The 21,081-nt window shown below is 62.0% G+C and carries 19 protein-coding genes; 7 read left to right on the top strand and 12 right to left on the bottom strand.

Annotated features, from left to right (window positions below):
• Position 1: 1 nt before the first annotated feature.
• From CLU92_RS24530 to CLU92_RS24555, 6 genes are all read right to left on the bottom strand, one after another.
• Entirely contained in the window at positions 2-1,081 is a 1,080-nt protein-coding gene (locus CLU92_RS24530) for an ABC transporter permease (RefSeq protein ID WP_101483984.1), read from the bottom strand.
• A complete protein-coding gene (locus CLU92_RS24535) occupies positions 1,078-2,607 on the bottom strand; it encodes an ABC transporter ATP-binding protein (protein ID WP_101483985.1) in 1,530 nt (509 codons plus the stop codon). Before CLU92_RS24535 ends, CLU92_RS24530 begins: the two co-directional genes overlap by 4 nt.
• An 81-nt stretch (positions 2,608-2,688) precedes the next feature.
• On the bottom strand, positions 2,689-3,684 hold the full coding sequence (locus tag CLU92_RS24540; protein ID WP_101483986.1) for a BMP family protein: 996 nt from the start codon (positions 3,682-3,684) through the stop codon (positions 2,689-2,691).
• A gap of 396 nt (positions 3,685-4,080) precedes the next feature.
• Positions 4,081-4,983: a LysR family transcriptional regulator gene (locus CLU92_RS24545; RefSeq protein ID WP_101483987.1), complete on the bottom strand. Its 903-nt coding sequence runs from the start codon at positions 4,981-4,983 to the stop codon at positions 4,081-4,083.
• An 87-nt stretch (positions 4,984-5,070) separates the two neighbouring features.
• On the bottom strand, positions 5,071-6,000 hold the full coding sequence (locus tag CLU92_RS24550) for a pseudouridine-5'-phosphate glycosidase (protein WP_373918690.1): 930 nt from the start codon (positions 5,998-6,000) through the stop codon (positions 5,071-5,073).
• A gap of 3 nt (positions 6,001-6,003) precedes the next feature.
• Positions 6,004-7,161, bottom strand: a complete 1,158-nt coding sequence (locus CLU92_RS24555) for a carbohydrate kinase (protein ID WP_101483988.1) — start codon at positions 7,159-7,161, stop codon at positions 6,004-6,006.
• Between the two features lie 389 nt (positions 7,162-7,550).
• On the opposite strand from CLU92_RS24555, the gene xapA reads away from it, so the two are divergent.
• From xapA to CLU92_RS24590, 7 genes are all read left to right on the top strand, one after another.
• Entirely contained in the window at positions 7,551-8,390 is an 840-nt protein-coding gene (gene xapA / locus CLU92_RS24560) for a xanthosine phosphorylase (RefSeq protein ID WP_101483989.1), read from the top strand.
• 117 nt (positions 8,391-8,507) lie between these two features.
• Positions 8,508-9,701: a phosphopentomutase gene (locus tag CLU92_RS24565; protein ID WP_101483990.1), complete on the top strand. Its 1,194-nt coding sequence runs from the start codon at positions 8,508-8,510 to the stop codon at positions 9,699-9,701.
• A complete protein-coding gene (gene deoC / locus CLU92_RS24570) occupies positions 9,698-10,657 on the top strand; it encodes a deoxyribose-phosphate aldolase (protein ID WP_101483991.1) in 960 nt (319 codons plus the stop codon). Before CLU92_RS24565 ends, deoC begins: the two co-directional genes overlap by 4 nt.
• A 12-nt stretch (positions 10,658-10,669) precedes the next feature.
• Positions 10,670-13,051 carry an aldehyde dehydrogenase family protein gene (locus CLU92_RS24575; RefSeq protein ID WP_373918693.1) on the top strand — a complete coding sequence of 794 codons (2,382 nt, stop codon included), beginning with the start codon at positions 10,670-10,672 and terminating at the stop codon, positions 13,049-13,051.
• Positions 13,052-13,126: 75 nt separating this feature from the next.
• On the top strand, positions 13,127-14,449 hold the full coding sequence (gene deoA, locus CLU92_RS24580) for a thymidine phosphorylase (protein WP_101483993.1): 1,323 nt from the start codon (positions 13,127-13,129) through the stop codon (positions 14,447-14,449).
• Between the two features lie 106 nt (positions 14,450-14,555).
• Positions 14,556-14,963 (top strand): cytidine deaminase, encoded by a 408-nt coding sequence (locus CLU92_RS24585; RefSeq protein ID WP_101483994.1) that lies wholly within the window; start codon positions 14,556-14,558, stop codon positions 14,961-14,963.
• A 10-nt stretch (positions 14,964-14,973) separates the two neighbouring features.
• Positions 14,974-16,185 carry a nucleoside deaminase gene (locus CLU92_RS24590; protein WP_101483995.1) on the top strand — a complete coding sequence of 404 codons (1,212 nt, stop codon included), beginning with the start codon at positions 14,974-14,976 and terminating at the stop codon, positions 16,183-16,185.
• On the opposite strand, the gene CLU92_RS24595 is transcribed toward CLU92_RS24590, so the two are convergent.
• The 6 genes from CLU92_RS24595 to CLU92_RS24620 all read right to left on the bottom strand — a co-directional run bounded on the left by CLU92_RS24595 (position 16,182) and on the right by CLU92_RS24620 (position 21,048).
• Complete coding sequence (locus CLU92_RS24595; protein WP_101483996.1) at positions 16,182-17,345, bottom strand: dipeptidase; 1,164 nt, start codon at positions 17,343-17,345, stop codon at positions 16,182-16,184. The two genes, CLU92_RS24590 and CLU92_RS24595, sit on opposite strands and share 4 nt — an antisense overlap.
• An 11-nt stretch (positions 17,346-17,356) precedes the next feature.
• Positions 17,357-17,779, bottom strand: coding sequence for a VOC family protein (locus CLU92_RS24600; protein WP_101483997.1), 423 nt, complete (start codon positions 17,777-17,779; stop codon positions 17,357-17,359).
• Between the two features lie 161 nt (positions 17,780-17,940).
• Entirely contained in the window at positions 17,941-18,210 is a 270-nt protein-coding gene (locus CLU92_RS24605; protein WP_101483998.1) for a hypothetical protein, read from the bottom strand.
• 137 nt (positions 18,211-18,347) lie between these two features.
• A complete protein-coding gene (locus CLU92_RS24610; RefSeq protein WP_101483999.1) occupies positions 18,348-18,863 on the bottom strand; it encodes a hypothetical protein in 516 nt (171 codons plus the stop codon).
• A 93-nt stretch (positions 18,864-18,956) separates the two neighbouring features.
• Positions 18,957-19,634 carry a TetR/AcrR family transcriptional regulator gene (locus tag CLU92_RS24615; RefSeq protein ID WP_101484000.1) on the bottom strand — a complete coding sequence of 226 codons (678 nt, stop codon included), beginning with the start codon at positions 19,632-19,634 and terminating at the stop codon, positions 18,957-18,959.
• Between the two features lie 10 nt (positions 19,635-19,644).
• Positions 19,645-21,048: a PLP-dependent aminotransferase family protein gene (locus CLU92_RS24620; protein WP_257562709.1), complete on the bottom strand. Its 1,404-nt coding sequence runs from the start codon at positions 21,046-21,048 to the stop codon at positions 19,645-19,647.
• Positions 21,049-21,081: the final 33 nt, after the last annotated feature.

Consider the following 21,081-nt stretch of genomic DNA (forward strand, 5'->3'; position numbering starts at 1 on the left):
GTTAGCCTTTGGTGCGCTTGAGCAGGGCGGAAATGGCCGGTGCGTAGAAGTTTTCCATGGCGCCGCAGAACAGGATGATCAAGCCCTGGATGAAAATGAAGGTTTCCGTCGGGATATTCGGTTTTTCCAGCGACAGGTCGAAGCCCCCCTGGATCAGGGCGCCGAACAGCACGGCCGACAAAAAGATGCCGACCGGATGCTGGCGGCCCATCAGGGCGATGGCGATGCCGATGAAACCGGCGCCGCCCACGAAATTGAGCGACAGATAATGCGTCGAACCCATGATGGAATTGACGGAGCCGAGGCCCGCCAGCGCGCCGGAAATCAGCATGACGATGATGATCATCTTGCTGATCGATACGCCCGCGTAGTGCGCCGCATGCTTGTTGAGGCCGGTGGCGCGCAGCTTGAAGCCCCACGACGAGCGCCATACCATCACGCCGTAGATCACCAGCGCGGTAATTGCCAACAGAAAACTGATGTTCAGCGGCGTATCGCCCAGCGACGGGAACCAAGTGGAGAGGCGCGGCATTTCGCCGCTTTCCGCAAACACGCGGCTGGCCGTGTTCTGTTCACCGGGCGGAATCAGGTACTTCACGATGATGAAGTTCATCAGGCTGGCTGCGATGAAGTTGAACATGATGGTGGTGACCACGATGTGACTGCCGCGCCTGGCTTGCAGATAGCCGGGCAGCAAGCCCCACAGCGCGCCGAACAGGGCCGCGCCGATCATGGCTGCGGGTATCAGCAGCCAGGCGGGCAGCGTCTGGTCGAAGGCCAGCATGGCCACCGTCAAGCCCAGGCCGCCGATATACATCTGGCCTTCGGAACCGATATTGAACAGGCCGGCCTGCATCGCCACGGAAACCGACAGGCCCGTGAAAATGAAGGTACTGGCATAGAACAGGGTGTAGCTCAAGCCTTCCGGATTGAGGATGGCGCTGTGGATCAGGATCGACAGCGATTCGGCCGGGTCTTCGCCCAGCATATAAATGACCAGGGCTGCGACCAGCAAGGCCGACAGCAGGTTTAACATGGGCATGACAAAGGCTGTCGCCCAGCGTGGCAAGTCGTTATTCATGATTTATGCATTCCCCCCATCAGCAGACCGATGCGGGTGGTATCGAATTCTTCAATTTTCAGTTCGCCGGTGATGCGTCCGCCGCACATGACCAGAATGCGATCGGCCAGCGCCCGCACTTCTTCCAGTTCGACGGACACCAGCAGGATCGCCACGCCCGCGTCGCGCAGGGCCAGCAATTGCGTATGGATGCTTTCGATGGTGCCGATGTCGACGCCGCGCGTGGGCTGGCCCACCAGCATCAGTTTCGGCTTGGCCAGCACTTCGCGCGCGATCACCACCTTTTGCTGGTTACCGCCAGACAACAAGCCGATGCGCAGGTCCGGATTGGCCGGGCGCACGTCGAAGGTTTTCAGCAGTTGCGCGCAGCGGGCGCCGATGGCCTTGAAGTTGAACAGGCCCCAGCGGTTTTTCAGGTGATCCTGGTAACCGAGGATGGTGTTTTGCATGACGGAGAAATTTTTCACCACACCATCGCGCAAGCGGTCTTCCGGAATGTGGGCGATGCCCAGTTCGCGGAAGGCCAGCGGCAAGCCGTCGGCATCAGTGCGCTTGCCAAACGGCAAGTCCTTGTCCAGGAAACGCAGCTTGCCGGACGTCGGCAAACGCATGCCGGACAGGATTTCCAGCAATTCGCTCTGACCATTGCCGGAAACACCCGCGATGGCGACGATTTCGCCGGCGCGCAAGTTGAAACCGATGTCGGCCAGCAGCTTGACTTGCTGCGCGTCGGCCAGTTGCAAACCGTCCACTTCCAGCACCGTGGCGCCCGGATTGTAGGGCGCGCGTGGCAAGTGGCTCTGGATGGGGCGGCCCACCATCATGTTGGCCAGTTCCTCTTTCGAGGTGCCGGCTGTCGCCACGGCGCCCACCACCGTGCCGCCGCGCATGACGGTGACGTTGTCGGTGATTTCCAGGATCTCTTGCAGTTTGTGCGTGATCAGGATGATGGTCTTGCCCTGTTCCTTGAACAGGCGCAGGATTTCAAACAGCGAGGCCGTTTCCTGGGCCGTCAGCACGGCCGTCGGCTCGTCGAGGATCAGGATGTTGGCGCTGCGGTAAATCTGCTTGAGGATTTCCACGCGCTGCTGCGCCCCGACGGAGAGGTCTTCGATCTTCGCCAGCGGGTCGACGTCGAGGCGGTAGCGCGCGCAAATCTCGCGCAATTTGGCTTCCGCTTCGGTACGGTGGCTGGCCAGGCGGAAACCGCCTTCCGTGCCCAGCATAATATTGTCGAGGACGGTGAAGTTCTCGACCAGCATGAAATGCTGGTGCACCATGCCGATGCCGAGATTGATCGCTTCCTGGCTGTTGCGGATAGGCTGTACTTTTCCGTCGAGCAGGATCTCTCCGCCGTCGGCACGGTAATACCCGTACAGGATACTCATCAAGGTCGATTTGCCGGCGCCGTTCTCCCCCACCAGGCCGTGGATACTGCCCTTGGCGATGGAGAAACTGACGTCGGCGTTCGCCTTCACATGTCCAAACTGCTTGGAAATGCTGCGAAATTCTACTGCTGGCTGCATAGGTTCATAACTGGATAGTTTCATGGAAACGCGCCGCGCGGAGACAGGCCCCGGCGGCGCGCTAAAAGATACGGAGAAAAATTAAACCGGGCAGCTGCTGCCGACGCGGTAATCGATCACTTTGATCTTGCCATCGATAATGTCCTTACGCGCACCCAACACGCGTTTTTCGATTTCCGGCGTAATCAGCTTGCGGTTGTTCGCATCGAGCGCCCAATCCACGCCGCCTTCTTTCAAGCCTTTATAGCTGACGCCGCCCTTCCAGGTGCCGTTCTTGACTTCCATGAAGCTGTCATACACCGTGTTGTCGACGCGCTTGACCATCGAAGTCAGGATGCTGCCCGGGTACAAACCATTCTGGTTCGAATCAACGCCGATGGCCAGCTTGCCTTTTTCCTTGGCCATTTGCAGGGTACCCATGCCGCTGCCGCCGGCGACGGCGAAGACGACATCGACGCCGCGCTCGAATTGCGAGCGGGCCAGTTCGCCACCCTTGGCTGGGTCATTCCAGGCGCCGGACGTGGTGCCAACCATGTTTTGCGTGATTTCCGTCTTTGCATTGACGGCCTTGACGCCTTGCGCGTAGCCGCAGGCGAAGTTGCGGATCAGAGGAATATCGATGCCGCCGATGAAGCCAACCTTCTTGCTCTTGCTGGCCATGGCTGCAGCCACACCCACCAGATAAGAGCCTTCTTCTTCCTTGAAGACGACGGAATTGACGTTGCTGCCGGCAGCCTGGCCGTCGATCAGCACGAATTTCACGTTAGGGAATTCTTTTGCGACTTTTTGCACGGCTTGCGTTTGCGCAAAGCCGATGGCGGCGATCATGTCGAGTTTCTTGCGGGCCAGGCCGCGCATGACTTGCTCGGCTTGCGTATCGCTCGATGCCTGAACTTCGATGAAGGAAATGCCTGTGTCTTTTTTGAAGCGCGATGCGCCTTCGAAAGCGGATTGGTTGAACGACTTGTCGAACTTGCCGCCCGCGTCATACACGACACCCAGTTTTGGGGTAGCCGCGGACGCTTGAGCAGTCAGAAATACGGCTGCGATCGTCAAACTAAATTGTGTAAGTTTCATGAATTGGCTCCTGGAAGATCGATATTGTATATTTTTTATAGGTGAAACATATAATTTGGGGCTGATTTAGCCTGTTTTTGATGCACGAGATGATAATTCCTTATCAACATTGCACCGTATTGCACAAGATCATTGCCGGCCTCGTGTGCTTTTATGTCAACAGTGTGATGCTCATGCAACAGTCGCGCCCCGTCTCTTTTATAGTTACAACATCGAATGGGGCTGCCGGAGCGGGCTGTGATGCGCCGTCAATGGACGGGCAGGGCAGGCGCAGGACCGGCGCCACGATGGGCGTCCGAATCACTATGCATCATGCCAGATATGTATGACAAATACGTTTTTGTTTAACTATTTATATGAATGCCATATAAATAGGCCGTGTCAGGCCGGGCAGCGTCAGGCTGACGGGGGATTGATGATATTCAGGAAGGCCCGCACGACGGGAGCGTCGTCGAGCGTGGTGTAGCTGATGTACAGGTTGGCCGACGGCGGATTGGTCTTGATCGGCAGGAAGACGACGCCGGGCCAGCCGATGCGGCTTGTCGTTTCCGGCACCAGGGTCACGCCCAGGCCCGCGCCCACCATGGCCAGCAGGGTTTGCGGCTCGCTCGCTTCCTGGAAAATCACGGGTTCGAAACCGGCATTGATGCAGCATTGCACCAGGTAGCGCGGAAACGCGGATTTATCGAGGTTCAGGGTCAGCATCGGCTCGTGGGCGATGTCGATCAGCTCGATGGCCGTGTTTTTTGCCAGCGAATGGTGTTCGTTGACGGCCACGCAGACATTTTCGCGGAAGCACAGCTCCTGGCGCAGGTTGTCGTGGCGTAAGTCGTCGTCATTGAGTTTCGGTTCGCGCCAGAAACCCACGTCGATCTGCTTGGCGCGCAAGGCTTCGTATTGCACCGTGGGACCAAATTCGTGGATGGTCCAGCTGACGCGGGGAAATTTGGTCTGGAATTCTTCCAGCAGGCTGGGGATGGGACCCCACATGGCCGAGCCGACGATGCCCACGCGCAAGCGGCCCACTTCGCCACGGTCGATCTGGCGGATGGTATCGATGGTCATGCGCATCTTGGCCAGCAGGTCGGCCGCTTCGTTCATCAGCGCCTTGCCTGCCACGGTCAGCTCGAAAGTACGCGTGGTGCGCGCAAACAGGCGCACGCCCAGTTCGCTTTCCAGTTTCATGATCTGCTGGCTCAGGGGCGGCTGCGAGATATGCAGGCGCTCGGCGGCGCGGCTGAAGCTTTTCTCCTCGGCGACGGCAAGAAAATACTTTAACTGTTTCAGATCGATGGACATGCTTTCCTTGGCGTTGCGTGGTGCTTGGCGATGGAACGGCGCGCAGACCTTGATGCAGGCATGCGCGCTTTCTTTACAGCAGTCCTATTATCGTGCCACGACTGCCTGCATGGCAATGGCAAGTGCCGTACCGACCTGGGCATTGTGCTTGACCAGGGCGATATTCGTCGCCAGGCTGCGCCCGTCCGTCAGCTGCTTAATGCGCGACAACAGGAATGGCGTGACTTGCTTGCCTTTCACGCCGCCCGCATCCGCTTCCTGCAAGGCCTGCGTGGTGATCGCATCGATTTCTTCCTTGGGCATGGCTTGCGCGGCCGGCACGGGGTTGCTGACGATCACGCCGCCTTTCAATCCCAGTTGCCACTTGGTACCGATGAAGGCAGCCTGCTCGGCGGCCGTGTCGAGGCGGAAATCGGCTTTGTAGCCGCTTTCGCGCGTGAAGAAGGCGGGGAAACCTTCCTGGCCTACGCTGATGACGGGCACGCCATGGGTTTCCAGGTATTCCAGGGTCAGGCCGATGTCGAGGATGGATTTGACGCCCGCGCAGACGACGGCCACCGACGTTTGCGCCAGTTCCTGCAAGTCGGCGGAAATGTCGAAGCTGGTTTCTGCGCCGCGGTGCACGCCGCCGATGCCGCCCGTGACGAATACGGCGATGCCGGCCAGTTCTGCGCAAATCATCGTGGCGGCCACGGTGGTGGCGCCCAGCTTGCCTTGCGACAAGACGAACGGCAGGTCGCGGCGGCTCACTTTCATGGCGTCGGGCGAAGTGCCCAGCAATTCCAGCTGCTCGGGCGAGAGGCCTACGCAGATTTTGCCGTCGATGATGGCGATGGTGGCCGGCACGGCGCCGCCGTCGCGGATGATCTGTTCCACTTCGCGTGCCATTTCCACGTTTTGCGGATACGGCATGCCGTGCGAAATGATGGTCGATTCCAGTGCCACGATGGCCTTGCCGGCGGCGCGCGCGTCGAGGACTTCTTGCGAGAACGAGAGGAAATTATTCAGTTGCGTCATGGTTCAATCCTGTTGAAAGAGGGTAGGGGGAGGTGGCGCCAGATCGGCGTCGTCGATGTCGTCGAGCGCGCCCGCCGAAATCAGGGGCGAGACGGTGGCATCGGATTCCAGCGTCATGGCGGCCAGCTTCAGGCCGCGCCGGCACGCCAGTTTCAAGTCGCTGCTGTCGTGGTAGAGCGACCAGCAGACGGCGGCGGAAAACGCGTCGCCGGCGCCCGTCACGTCGACGGCGTCCACTTCGCGCGCGGCCAGATGCACGACAGGCGCGTCCGGGCTTTCGCCATCTGTAAAGTACACGCCTTCGCCGCCGCAGGTGACGATCACCTGGCGCGCGCCCTGGCGCTGCACTTCACGACAGGCGGCGCGCACGTCAAACGCCGTTGGCAAGGCCCGCGCCACGCGCGTTTCCAGTTCGCCCCGGTTAAGGATCAGCAGGTGCAAGCCCGTCAGGTCTTGCGGCAAGTGCGCCATCTTCGGCTGCGAGACGGCGACGATGACGAGCGGCGTCGCGTTGGCCGCGTCCTGGCGCGCGTCGGCCAGCAATGCCTGCACGCTGTCGTGGCCCAGGTTCAGGTCGCAGACGGTGAGGGCGGCGGCGGCGCGCTGCGGTTGACGGCTATGCAAGAAGGCCGGGGTCAGCTGTTCGTAGAGTTGCATGTTGGCCATCGCCAGCAGCATTTCGCCATGTTCGTCGAGCACGGCCGTATAGGTGCCGCTGCTGGTGTTGCTCAGATGCAAGCTGCCGCGCATATCGATGCCCGCGTCTTCCGCATGCGTCTGCAGGGCGTGGCCGGCCGCGTCGTCGCCCAGCGCCGTCAACAGGGCCACGGGGATCGCCAGGCGGGCCAGGTTTTCCGCGATGTTGCGGCCTACGCCGCCAAACACTTCTTCCGAACGCACGGGATTCGAAGTGCCCATCTGCAGGGTTGCCAGGGTGCGCATCTTGCGGTCGAGGTTGGCGGCGCCTATGCACAGCACGGGGCGGCTGTCGGGCAGCACGTAGGCGCGTCCCAGCAGGCGGCGCTCGCGGATCAATCCGGCGATGTGGCCGGCGACGGCAGAGCGCGACAAGCCCAGTTCGCTCGCCAGGTCTTGCTGCGAGATGAAGGGGTTGTTGCGGATCAGCGTGTACAGCTGGTCTTTTTTATTGGTATCGGTCACAAGGTTTTCACTGAAGGTTTAAACATTTGTCTGAAACTGTAAACATTTGTCTGTTTGATGTCAAGTTCGTGTCAGGAGAGCGCCAAACGTGTTCGTATGGAGCATGTATGCATGCATTTCCGGGGCATCGCCGGGGCGTGGCCGCTGCTGGCAGGCGAGCGCTTGCCTGGACTATAATATCGGCCATTTATATTTGAATTGTATAAATGGGCAAGAAAAATGGTATTTGCCATACATATTCCGTTTGATGCATAGTGGCGGCAAATAGAAGCAATACGCATTTCGATATACCTGTAACAGCAAACATACCCGATACCTGGGCCTTAATCCCTCACCGGGCACGGCCACGCAGGCAGCAACCATCATCATTAGTCAATCAGAGGATAACCATGTCGAACAACACCCCTTTCCACGCCGCCGAAATCATCCGTGCCCGCGCTCCTGAAAATTTCAAGCCGCGCGTGGCGATGGTCCTCGGCTCCGGCCTGGGTGTGTTGGCCGAGCAGATGACGGACGCCGTCAGCATCAGCTTTGACGAATTGCCAGGCTTCCCTATCAGCACCGTGCACGGCCATGCCGGCGAACTGGTGGTCGGTACCCTGTCGGGCGTCGCCGTCGTCTGCATGAAGGGCCGTGGCCACTTCTATGAAGGCTATGGCATGGGCGTGATGACGAGCGCCATCCGCACGCTGAAACTGCTGGGCTGCGAAATGCTGTTCGTCACCAACGCCGCCGGTTCCCTGCGCCCTGAAGTGGACGCCGGCAGCCTGGTGGCCATCAGCGACCATATCAACCTGCTGCCAGGCACGCCGATGGTCGGCCCGAACGACGACCGCTTCGGCCCGCGCTTCTTCAGCATGGCCAACGCCTATGATGCGGACCTGCGCAAGCTGGTCAAGGACACGGCTGCCTCGAACGGCATCACCCTGCACGAGGGCGTGTTCGTCGCCTACCCTGGCCCGAACTTCGAGACGGCTGCTGAAATCCGCATGATGGCCCGCCTGGGCGCCGACACGGTCGGCATGTCCGTGGTGCCGGAAGTGGTCTCGGCCCGTCATTGCGACCTGAAAGTGGTGGGCGTGTCCGTCATCACCAACCTGGCCGAAGGCATGTCGCCATTCGCACTGTCGCACGAGCAAACCCTGAAATACGCGGCCATCGGCGCGAAAGATCTGGTCAAGCTGATCCTGGCTTTCCTGGCGACCGTATCGGCTACGCCGCAAGCCTAAGCACCTTTTTACGCAGTAGCGGCGCGCCGGCCACCGGCGCTGCCGCGCGGCAGGCCGGGGAAATCCGGCCTACACTGTCCGCATCACCCCGCATCAATCCATAAAGCGAGCCTTATCATGTCACGCGCATTTATCCTCCTGCTTGATTCCTTCGGCCTTGGCGCGACGCCAGACGCCGCCAAGTATGGCGACGCAGGTGCCAATACCTTTGGCCACATTGCCAGCACTGTCGCCAAAAGCGGCAAGACCTTGAAACTCCCGAACATGGAACGCCTGGGACTGGGCGCCGCCGCGCACCTGGCCAGCGGCGAATGGGCCTCGGGCTTCGACCAGCGCGACGGTTTTACCGGTGCCTACGGCGCGGCGCGCGAGCGCTCCACCGGCAAGGACACGCAGAGCGGCCACTGGGAAATCGCCGGCGTGCCCGTCGAATTCGACTGGGGCTACTTCCCTCGCACCACGCCGTCGTTCCCCGCTGACCTGACCGACAAGCTGAAAGCCATGTCCGGCGTCCCCGGCTTCCTGGGCGACTGCCATGCCTCGGGCACGGACATCATCAACAAGCATGGCGATGAACACGTCGCCACCGGCAAGCTGATTATTTATACGTCGGGCGACTCGGTGATGCAGATCGCCGCGCACGAAGAATCGTTCGGCCTTGAGCGCCTGTACCAAGTGTGCGAAATGGCTTTCAAGCTGGTGGAGCCATACAACATCGGCCGCGTCATCGCCCGCCCGTTCACGGGCAGCAATGGCAACTACACGCGCACTTCCAACCGCCACGACTACGCCGTCGCGCCACCCGCACCGACCCTGCTCGATCACGTGAAAAATGCGGGCGGCGAAGTCGTCGGCCTGGGCAAGATCAGCGACATTTTCGCCACCCAGGGCATCTCGCGCGTCGTCAAGGGCGTCGACAACATGGCGCTGTTCGAAGCGCTGTTGAAGACGGCCGATGAAGTGCAGGACAAGTCGCTCACTTTTGTGAACTTCGTCGATTTCGACCAGGCTTTCGGCCACCGTCGCAACGTCGAGGGCTATGCCGATGCGCTGCGCGAAATGGATGCCCGCCTGCCTGAATTCATGGCCAAACTCAAAGATGGCGACCTGGTCGTGATCACCGCCGACCATGGCTGCGACCCCACCTGGCACGGCTCCGACCACACCCGCGAACATATACCGATGATCTTCTTCGGCCCCGGCGTCGCCCCGCGCGCACTGGGTATTTCCGAGACCTTCTCCGATATTGGCCAAACCCTCGCCAAGCACCTTGGCGTACCACCACTTGCTAATGGAACCAGCTTGTTATGACACTCATGCACCCCGAATTCAAGCGTAACGAGGCCGTAGGCCTCGACCTGGGCTGGATCAACCAGATCCGCGTCAACCGCGCCGCGACGGACCGCCGCGCGGCCAGCCTGGCGAACCGCCGTACGGTGAAAAAGGAATACCAGGCCGCCTGGCTGGTCAAAGCCATCCAGATGATCGACCTGACCACCCTGGGCGGCGACGATACGCCAGGCCGCGTGGAACGTCTGTGCATGAAGGCCATGCGCCCGCTGCGTGCAGACCTGATGGATGCACTGGGCCTGACGGAACTGAGCACCGGCGCCGTGTGCGTGTACCACGAGATGATCGCCCCGGCCGTAAACGTCATCCAGGGCCGTTTGCCTATCGCCGCCGTGTCGACCGCCTTCCCGGCCGGCCTGACGAACATGGAAACGAAGCTGCGCGAGATCGAACTGTCGGTCGCCGCAGGCGCTTCCGAAATCGATATCGTCATCACGCGCCAGCACGTCCTGAACGGCAACTGGCAAGTGCTGTACGACGAAATGCTCGCTTACCGCAAGGCGTGCGGCGAAGCGCACGTGAAGGCGATTCTCGCCACGGGCGACTTGCTGACCATGGAAAACGTGGCCAAGGCATCGTGGGTCTGCATGATGGCGGGCGCCGATTTCATCAAGACCTCCACCGGCAAGGAAAGCGTGAACGCCACCATACCCGTGGCCCTGACGATGGTGCGCACGGTGCGCGAATACTACGAGCAGACGGGTTTCAAGGTGGGCTTCAAGCCGGCCGGCGGCGTCAGTTCGGCCAAGAGCGCGATGCAGTTCCTGACCCTGATGAAGGAAGAACTGGGTAACGAATGGCTGCAGCCGCACCTGTTCCGCATCGGCGCTTCCAGCCTGCTGACCGACATCGAGCGCCAGCTCGAGCACTACGTCACCGGCAGCTACTCGGCCAATCATCGTCACGCACAACCTTAAAGAACAATCGTCATGCCAACAATTAACGAGATTCTCACTACTATGGACTACGGCCCTGCTCCCGAAAGTCAAAAAGAAGCGCAGGCGTGGCTCGATGGCCACCAGCGCACATTCGGTCTGTTCATCGACAATGCATGGAGCGAGCCGGCGGAGCTGTTCGCCTCGACCAATCCTGCCGACGGCACGCAGCTGGCCGAGCTGACGCAAGCCACTGATGCTGACGTGGAACGCGCCGTGGAAGCGGCACGCCGCGCGCTGCCCGTATGGCAGGGCATGGGCGGCCACGGCCGCGCGAAAGTCATGTATGCGCTGGCCCGTCTGCTGCAAAGGCATTCGCGCCTGTTCGCCGTGCTCGAAACCCTGGACAACGGCAAGACCATCCGCGAAACGCGCGATATCGACCTGCCGCTGGCCGCGCGCCACTTCTACCATCACGCCGGCTGGGCGCAGCTGCAATCGGAAGAATTCGCCGACTACCGCGCCGTGGGCGTGGTGGGACAGATCGTGCCGTGGAATTTCCCCTTGCTGATGCTGTCGTGGAAAATCGCCCCGGCGCTGGCGGCCGGTAACACGGTGGTCTTCAAGCCGGCCGAATTCACGTCGCTGACCGCCATGCTGTTCGCCGAATTGTGCGTGCAGGCGGGCGTGCCGGCCGGCGTGGTCAATATTGTCACCGGCGACGGCCGCGTGGGCTCGGCCATTGTCAACCACCCTGGCGTCGACAAGATCGCGTTTACGGGCTCCACGGAAGTGGGCCGTTTGATTCGTGTAGCGACGGCCGGCAGCGGCAAGAAGCTGTCCCTGGAGCTGGGAGGCAAGTCGCCGTTCATCGTCTTCGAAGACGCTGACCTGGATGGTGCCGTGGAAGGCCTGGTCGATTCGATCTGGTTCAACCAAGGGCAAGTGTGCTGCGCCGGTTCGCGCCTGCTGGTGCAGGAATCGATCCAGGAGCGCTTCCTGAACAAGGTGCGCGTGCGCATGGAAAACCTGCGCCTTGGTTCGCCCCTGGACAAATCGATGGACGTGGGCGCGCTGGTCGACCCTGTGCAGCGCCAGCGTATCGCCGCGCTGGTCGATTCGGCTAGAGCCGAAGGCTGCGACGTCTGGCAGCCCGCGTGCGAATTGCCGGCGGACGGCTCCTGGTTCCCGCCTACGCTGATCACGGGCGCGTCGACGTCGGCTGCCGTGGCACAGGCTGAAATCTTCGGCCCCGTGCTGGTGGCCATGAGCTTCCGCACGCCGCCCGAAGCGGTGCAGCTGGCGAACAACACGGTGTACGGCCTGGCCGCCAGCGTGTGGACCGAGTCGATCAGCCTGGCGCTGGACATTGCTCCCGCCATCAAGGCCGGCGTGGTGTGGATCAATAGCGCGAACCAGTTCGACGCCGCTTGCGGCTTCGGCGGCTACCGCGAGTCGGGTTTCGGTCGCGAAGGCGGCCGCGAAGGCATGCTGGAATACATGACGGCCCTGGCCGAAGATGCGCGCCCGGCCTTGCCGGTAGTGGAAGCCAAGGCTAAAGGCAACGCGAAACCGGCGGCAGCCGATCCGTTCGCCATCGACCGCACGGCCAAGATGTACATCGGCGGCAAGCAGGCGCGCCCTGACAGCGCCTACAGCGCACCCGTGTTCGGCGCCAATGGCACTCTGCTGGCCGAAGTGGGCGTGGGTAGCCGCAAGGATATCCGCAATGCCGTCGAAGCGGCACATAAAGCGTCCGGCTGGACCAGCGCTACGGCGCACAACCGCGCGCAAGTGCTGTACTACATCGCCGAGAATCTGGCAGCGCGCGCCGACGAATTCGCCGCCCGCATCGCCGCCATGACGGGCAGTAAAAATCCGGAGAAGGAAGTACAGGCATCGATCGAGCGCCTGTTCTACTACGCCGCCTGGGCCGACAAGTACGACGGCCTGGCGCACCAGCCGCCTACCAAGGGCATCACCGTGGCGCTCAACGAAGCGGTCGGCGTGATCGGCATCGTCTGCCCGAATGAAGCGCCACTGCTCGGCTTCATCTCGCTGGTGGCGCCGGCCATCGCGCTGGGCAACCGCGTGGTGGTGGTGCCGTCGGAGGCGCATCCGCTCTCCGCGCTGGACCTGTACCAGGTCTTCGATACGTCCGACTTGCCGGGCGGCGTCGTCAACATCATCAGCGGCAACGCCGATGAACTGGCGCGCACCCTGGCGACACACGCCGACATCGACGCCGTCTGGCGCCATGACGGTTCCGGCGAAGGCTGCGCGGAAGTCGAGCGTCTGTCGGCCAGTACCCTGAAGCGCACCTGGGTCGGTGGCGCCAAAGGCCGCGACTGGTACAGTGCCGCTCAAAGCGGTGGCCGTGCCGTGCTGGCGCATGCGTCGCAAGTGAAAAACGTGTGGATCCCTTACGGCGTCTAATCGATAAGTAGTGCTGGAAAAGCTGGGGTCAGAGCCGTCGGCTCTGACCCCAGATCTCATGATTGGAGTTATTCCATGTTGTTAACCCAAGAAATCATCCGCAAGAAGCGCGACAAGGGTGTTTTGAGCGCCGAGGAAATCCAGTTTTTCGTGCGCGGCATCACTGACGGCAGCGTCAGCGAAGGCCAGATCGCGGCACTGGGCATGGCCGTCTTTTTCAATGACATGAACATGGACGAGCGCGTGGCGTTCACCCTGGCCATGCGCGATTCCGGCCACGTGCTGGACTGGCGTTCGCTGAACCTGCCTGGTCCCGTCGTCGACAAGCATTCGACGGGCGGCGTGGGCGATGTGGTTTCCCTGCTGCTGGGTCCCATGATCGCCGCGTGCGGCGGCTACGTGCCGATGATCTCTGGCCGCGGCCTGGGCCATACCGGCGGCACCCTGGACAAGTTCGACGCCATTCCCGGCTATTGCACGGTGCCGGACAATGAATTGTTCCGCAAAGTAGTCAATGAGGTTGGCGTGGCCATTATCGGCCAGACGGCGCAGCTGGCACCGGCCGACAAGCGTTTTTACAGTATCCGCGACGTCACCGCCACGGTGGAATCTGTGGCCATGATCACCGGCTCCATCCTGTCGAAGAAACTGTCGGCGGGCCTGGACGCGCTGGTGATGGACGTGAAAGTGGGCACGGGCGCCTTCATGCCTACCTACGACAAGTCGGTGGAGCTGGCCGAGAGCATCGTCGCCGTCGGCAATGGCGCGGGCATGCAGACCTCGGCTATTTTGACGGACATGAATGAATCGTTGGCGCCGTACGCCGGCAATGCGCTGGAAGTGCGTGGTGCCATGGATTACCTGACGGGCCGTTCGCGTCCCGCACGCCTGCATGAAGTGACCCTGGCGCTGTGCGCCGAGATGCTGGTGCTGGGTGGCCTGGCCGCCACCGAAGAGGAAGCGCGCGTCAAATTGATGGCGGCCCTCGATTCGGGCGAAGCGGCTGAACGCTTCTCGCGCATGGTGTCCGCCCTGGGCGGCCCGGCGGACCTGGTCGAGAATCCGGACAAGCATCTGGAACAGGCGCCATTCGTCGTGCCGGCGCCAGCGCTCACCGCCGGTTCTGCCAATGTGCGCGATTGCCGCGGCATCGGCCTGGCAGTCGTCGCGCTGGGCGGTGGCCGTCGCCGTCCAAGCGACAGCATCGATTTCGCCGTCGGCCTGACGGATCTGGTGGGCCTGGGCGAGCAAGTTGCCGTTGGCCAGCCGTTGGCCATGGTGCACGCGCGCACGGAAGCGGCGGCGCAGCAAGCCGTCAAGGAAATCCAGGAAGCGTATGCCATCAGCGCGATCGCGTTGACGGCCAATCCGGTGATTTACCGTACGATTCGTCCCTAAAGTAACACTGGGGTCTGCCTCCCGTTTGCGAGAACGCTGAGCTATGCGTCAGCGGCATTGAGGGGCTGACCCCGGCCTTAATGATTTCAAAGGTATTACAGAAAAAATGAACAACCAAGAACTGATCGCGGAAGCCAACGCCGGCCGTGAACTGGCCTACGCGCCGTATTCGCGTTTCAAGGTGGGCGCGGCATTGCTGTGCAAGGATGGTCGCGTCTTCCGTGGCTGTAACGTGGAAAACGCCGCGTATGGCCTGTGCAACTGCGCCGAGCGCACGGCGTTTTTCAGCGCCATCGCGCATGGCTGCAAACCGGGCGACTTCGCCAAGCTGGCCGTCACGGGAGACACGGCGGAACCGATCTCGCCATGCGGCGCCTGCCGCCAGGTGATGTTCGAGATGGGCGGCGCCGACCTGCCCGTGATCCTTACCAATCTGAAAAACGATGTCATGGAAGTGACGGCGGGCTGGCTGCTGCCACACGGCTTCGGCAATTCCGACCTGGACATGAAGTAACAGGATACGCTTGAACAAGACGATCGACATCCAGGCGGCCGTGGCGATTGCCGCGGCCGAAGCCATGGCGGCCAAGACGCAAGGTACCTTTGGCGTGGGCGGCGTGCTGCTCGATGGCACCGGCAACGTGCTGCAATCGATGCACAACAATGTCGTGCGCCAGGGCCTGGTGTTCGACCCCACCGCGCATGGCGAGCGTCAGTTGGTGGACTGGTATTTCGCCGAGCGCGCCAAGGGCACGCCCTTGCCGCCGCCAGGCGAACTGACTATCGTCACTTCGCTCGACCCTTGCTGCATGTGCACGGGGGCGATTTTGGCTGCCGGTTTCAATGTGGTGGTGGCCGCGCCCGATGTCAAGGCCGGCGTCAATTACGATGGCGCTGCCACGTTCACGGCCTTGCCGGCGCCGCTGCAGGCGCAGGCTGGCCGCAGCTTTTGCTATCCGGCCGTGCGCGGCGCCACCGAGTATGCGCGCGTGCCTTCCGGCGCCGCTCCCAAATCTTTTTTCATTGGCAAGAGCATCCACGAGGCGACGCAGGCACTGTGCTCGCTTGTGTTTGAAGCGACATCGGCCCAGGTGATGCAGCTGTTGAACGCCGGCGACGATGTGCACTTGCGCGATCCCGCCACCTTGCCATCCGAGCATGCCGTGGTGCGCGCTTTGCGCCGCCGCTATCCCGACGCCCTGACTTACCGCTGCGCGCCGCATGCGCCCGATGCCGGCCTGGCGCCATTCCTGCAGGCGGCCATGGAGCAGGACGCGCGCGATGGCGGCCAGGGCGACGCAGCCGCCTTGCTCGATTCCTTTGGCAACCTGCTGCTGTGCATGCCGGGCCAGCTGGCACGCTCTCTGATTCGCACGCCGTTCATGGAATGCACGCGCCAGTACGCGCAATTGCGTTATGAATTGATGGCTGGCGCCGAGCCGGCGCTGCAGGAAGAAATCAAAAGTTATCTGGGTCATCCCAAGCATGGCACCTTCGTGCTGGCCGTCGGGCCGGACGACACTGCCGCCAGTTTCATGACCCTGGGCGCCTATGGTTCCACCATGGAAGGGGCGGTGCCGGAGAATAATCCCGCGCAATTCCAGTACGTGCGCCCGGCCATGGCGCAAGACGCGCTGCTGGCGCTGTGCGACGCCATGCCGCCGCTATACCGCAAACTGATACGTATCCGGCCACACCAGGTGGCGGACCAGGCCCTGGTCAAGGCATTGGCCTAGGCGTCATCGTCGGGCAGGTTCTTGAGTAAAAAGTCGCGCACGTTTTCGCCCGCCACGCGGCGAATTTGCGCTTCCGACAAGCCCGCATCGAGCAGCGCCTGCGTCAGGCGCGGCAGGCCTGCCGCGTCGATAGCGGTGGTGACGGCGCCATCGAAGTCCGAACCATAGGCCACGTGTTCCGCGCCGATCAGTTTTACCGTGTACTTGATGGCGCGCGCGATGGATGCCACATCCTTGCCGCAGACGGCCGTATTCCAGAAGCCGATGCCCACCAGGCCACCCTGGGCGGCGATGCGTTTCAATTGTGCGTCGCTGAGGTTGCGGCCGTTGGCGCAAGTGCCGCGCACGCCCGTGTGCGACACCATCACGGGGCGTTTCGCCATGGTTAATACGTCGTCGATGGTGGCTGGCGAGGCGTGCGCCAGATCGACGATCATCTTGCGCTGTTCCATGTCGCGCAACCATTGCCGGCCCAGCGGCGTCAGGCCGCCTTTTTTCAGGCCGTGCTGGGAGCCGGACAGTTCTGTATCAAAGAAATGCGTGGGCGCGGCCATGCGGAAGCCCGCCTTGTACAAGGTATCAAGGTTGTCCAGCTTGCCTTCGAGCGCATGTGCACCTTCCAGTGTCAGCCAGCCGGCCAGCAGGGCGGGGTCTTTTTCGCGCGCGGCGATGAAGCTGCGCAGCTGGGCGCGGCTGCCGATCACCCGGACCTTGCCATTGCTCCTGGCCACTTGCTGGCGCAATTCATCGGCCTGGTAAGTGGCGCGCGCCAGCAGGCTGTTCCAGGTGGCAGGTGGCAAAGCTTGTGCCACTACCAGTGCCGTGATGTTGTCCGTGTCGCTGCCATTGCGCTCGATATTCATCTTGCGCGGCGTCTTGGTGACAACGGAAAAGGCTTGCAGTGCCACGTTGCCCCGCTGCAGGCGGGGAAAGTCGACATGGCCGCGCTGGCTGTCGCGGTTCAGATTGCGTTGCCACAGCAGGCTGTCGGCGTGCAGGTCGGCGATCCACAGGCGCTGGTGCAAGGCCTGGGTAGTGGCCGTCGGCGCCTTGGCAGCTTGGGAATAGACTTGATTGATTTGCTGGTCGACCAGTCCGGGAGCGGACAGGAAGCCGCCGGCCAGCGCAAGGCTGGCGGCGGTGAGGGTGGTGATAATCATTGTTCTCCGTCTTACCATGGATCGTAGGTGCCCAGGCTCCAGATATGGCCTTCCGGATCGCGGCAGGTAAAGCCCCGTCCGCCGTAGTCTTCATCCTTGATGTCGAGCACGATCTCGGCGCCGGCTTCGCGTGCGCTGCGGTAGACGGCATCGGCATCGCTGACGACCAGGTAGCAGTTTTGCGTGTTGGCGCCGCCGATGTCGCCAGGCAGTTTCATCAGGCGGCCATAGTCGCTGTCGAGGGCCGGTGCCACCATGACCATGCCATTGCCAAAGCTCAGTTGCGCGTGGGCGACACCACCGTTGCCGTCAGGCACGATCAATTGTTTTTCAAAACCGAGTGCGGTACACAGCCATTCGATGGCTGCGGGGGCATCGCGGTAGCGCAGGCAGGGAATGGTCGTACCTGTTGTGGCTTTTGCTGTCGTGGTCATCAGAAAACTCCTATGGCAGATGGGGAGTAGCTTCGATTATTAATCTTGCGCGGCGTTCCGTATCAGACCCCATCCATCGTGATGGGTTTGATGTCCGTCAGTGCCGCGCGCACTCATAGTGCCATAGAACAATCATTGCACTCTTGCCACGACGAAAATTTTTATTGCGGCGACTGCTGCGAGTCCGGCGTTTTCTCGTCTGCACTGGCATCGTCGCTGTTGCTTGCCCATTTCAGCAGCATGACGAGGGCAAACAGCATGATGGCAAGCGGCAAGATGGTGATCAGGAACGCCAGTCCCAGGCAGCACGCCAGCAGCATGGGCCAGGACATGGCGCGCAGGGCGGCCATGCCCTGGCGCGTGTAAGCGCACAGCTCGCTCCAGAAAGCGCTGAAGGAAGTGCTGCCCGGTACCGAATTGATGTCTTTCATGCCGTTCTCCTGTGGTTGCCGCTGCCGTATGCATGCTGGCGATGAAACCACTATAGGCAAAACCTTGCCGCCGAACATCGCGTATGCGACGAATGGCAGGAATGGCGGAGCGAACGGTGACAGGCGAAGACAAACGGTTACTCGAAGACCTTGAGTTTCAGCTGGAAACTGAGGGCGCCATACAGGCGGTCCTTGTAGGAAGGCACGATGGCGATATTCACGCCCACGCGCTGGTATTCATAGCTGATGGTGGGGACCAGGGCCGGGAACCAGCCGCCATCGTGCATCTTCGGATAGCCGCTGAAGCCGCCAACGACGGCACCGACGCGCAACGGGCCTACCTTGATGGGCTGATAATACACGCCCACATAGTTCGAGTAGGCGCGGTCGCTATTGTAGAAGCGGCCGGCCGTGGCCGACGCGACCGTGGAAAAACGGTATTCGGCGCCCAGGCCCGGATTGCTGTCGTTCAGATTCTTGTCGCGCTGAAAGTGATACGAATAAAAGCCCGCGTTGAGCCAGGTTTCGCTCAGCGGCTGATTGTCTATCATGCCCACTGTCTGCGCCTGTGCCGTGAATGCCACTGCCAGCAGCGCCGCGCAGGCAGCCTTGCCCAGCAATGACGCGGTGCGCGCCGATGACCATTGTTTCATGCCTGTTCCTTATCCTGTCGATAGATGGCGTCGCTATTGCAAACGCTCCAGCGCGCCATGCTATCACTGCCAGATTGTTCGTTGGAAATTTCATCACGTAGCGGGCGCTGCCGCAGGCAGGGCGATGGCCGCCTGCACCATGTGCGTGAGCAGGATTTCGGCATCCTCGTAATCCTTGCGCGTGAGCTGCTTGCGTTCCAGCACCAGGGTCATCTGCGCCGAAAAATCCGCATACGATTGCGTCATGGCCCAGATGGCGAACATCAGGTGGGTGGCGTTGACGGGCGCGATCCTGCCGGCGGCGATCCAGGCTTCGAAGACGGCGATATCCTTGCGCAGCAGGGGCACGACCCTGTCGCGTATCTGTGCGCCGTACAGGGGGGCGCCATTGATCACTTCGAGCGCATACACGCGCGAAGCCCATGGCTGTTCGCGCGAAAAACGCAGCTTGGCGCCGATGTACGCACGCAGCACGTCGCGTGGCTCGTCGTGTTCATTGGCCAGCGACTCCATGCGCGCCAGCCAGTCGTCGAGCACGTCGTCGAGCACACGTTGGTAGAGCAGCTGCTTGGACGGAAAGTAATACATCAGGTTTTGCTTCGACAGGCCGGCTCGCTCGGCGATGGTGGCGATCGACGCGCCCTCATAGCCGCTTTCGGCGAACGCGCGCACGGCTTGCTCCAGGATGTCCGTTTCCAGGCGGTCGCGGTTTTGCAGGCGCCGGCCGCCGGCAGTTTTCACGGAAAGGGCAGGGGATTTGTCGCTGGCCATGGCGGATTCTTTAGCGTGGGCGTATCGATTGCAGGAATGCCTGCAGCACGGGGTTGTCGGTGTAGGCCACGTTGAAGCGGAACCACACCGTCTCGGGCGCGCGCAGCATGAAAAATTCGTTCGGCGACAGCAGGATGCCGGCCTTTAATGCCATGTCGGCGATGATTTTTCCATTCCATTCCGGCGTCTGGATATCGGGCCAGCCGGCGCTGACGAACATGCCGCCACGCGGACGCGCTACTGGCGCCATCCCCGCCTGCGCCAGGCAGTCGATGCTGCGTTCCCGGGCCGCGTCGAGCTGCGCCACCAGCCGTTCCACCATGCGCTTGTAGGGCCGCGCGGAGATGGCGTGGTAGACGGCGCGCTCATTGATTTCGGATGTCGTCAGACCCGCCAGCATTTTGACGCGCACCAGTTCGGCCACCAGAGGGGGCGAGGCACAGATGGAGCCGACGCGCAGCACGGGCGACAAGGTCTTGGAAAAGCTGCCCACGCGGATCACGCGGCGCAAGCCATCCATCGCCGCCAGCGAAGCTTCGCCGCGCGCCGCCAGTTCGCGGTAGATATCGTCTTCCACCAGCCAAAAATCGAATTGCTCGGCCAGCGCCAGAAGGCGGTGCGTCTGCGCCTGGCTCAGTGAGGTACCCAGCGGATTTTGCAGCACCGTGTTGACAAACATCAGCTTGGGCTGGGTGCGCGCGGCCTCGCTGGCCAGTGCATCGAGGTCGAGTCCCGCCTCGCCACGCGCTATACCGACGGGGATGCAGCCGTGGTGGCGTATCAGCGACTGCAGATTGCTGTAGCCGGGGTCTTCCACCAGCACGGTGTCGCCCGGCTTGGTCAGGCTGCGCAAGATCAAATCGAAGGCGTGCGTGGCGCCGTGCGTCAGCAGGACCTGGTCTGGCTCGACCTGGAACAGCTCTTCCGACAGGCTTGTTGCCAGGTGCTGGCGCAGCGAGGGAAAGCCCAGCGGATGGCCGTAGCCGCGCAGCCGGCTGGCGGGTATGCGCATGGCCTGGCGCACGGCATCGAGCACGGTCGCTTCGCCATACATCTCGGGCGGCAGCCAGCCCGCACCCACGGGCAGGGCATCGGACACGCCCGAATACAAGTCTGGCGTGAGGGCGTCGATGGCGGTGGGGCTGGCATGCACCGCCGCTTGCGGCGAGGCGGCGATATCGTGGCGTGCGACGAAATAGCCGGAGCCGCGCCGCGACGACAGCATGCCCAGGTTGACCAGGCGATCATACGATTCGACGACGGTGAACGTCGACACGCCATTGCACCGGGCGAACTGGCGCACGGAGGGCATGCGCGTGCCGATGCGCAGGGCGCGGCTACCCACCATGACGCTGATGGCGATGACGATCTGTTCGACGAGGCCGCCCTTTTTCTGGCGGTCGATGTCCAGCATGGGCCAACCACTGCCTTGCTCGGGGGCATCGTC

The sequence above is a fragment of the Janthinobacterium sp. 61 genome (assembly GCF_002846335.1).
Lineage (GTDB): Bacteria > Pseudomonadota > Gammaproteobacteria > Burkholderiales > Burkholderiaceae_D > Janthinobacterium.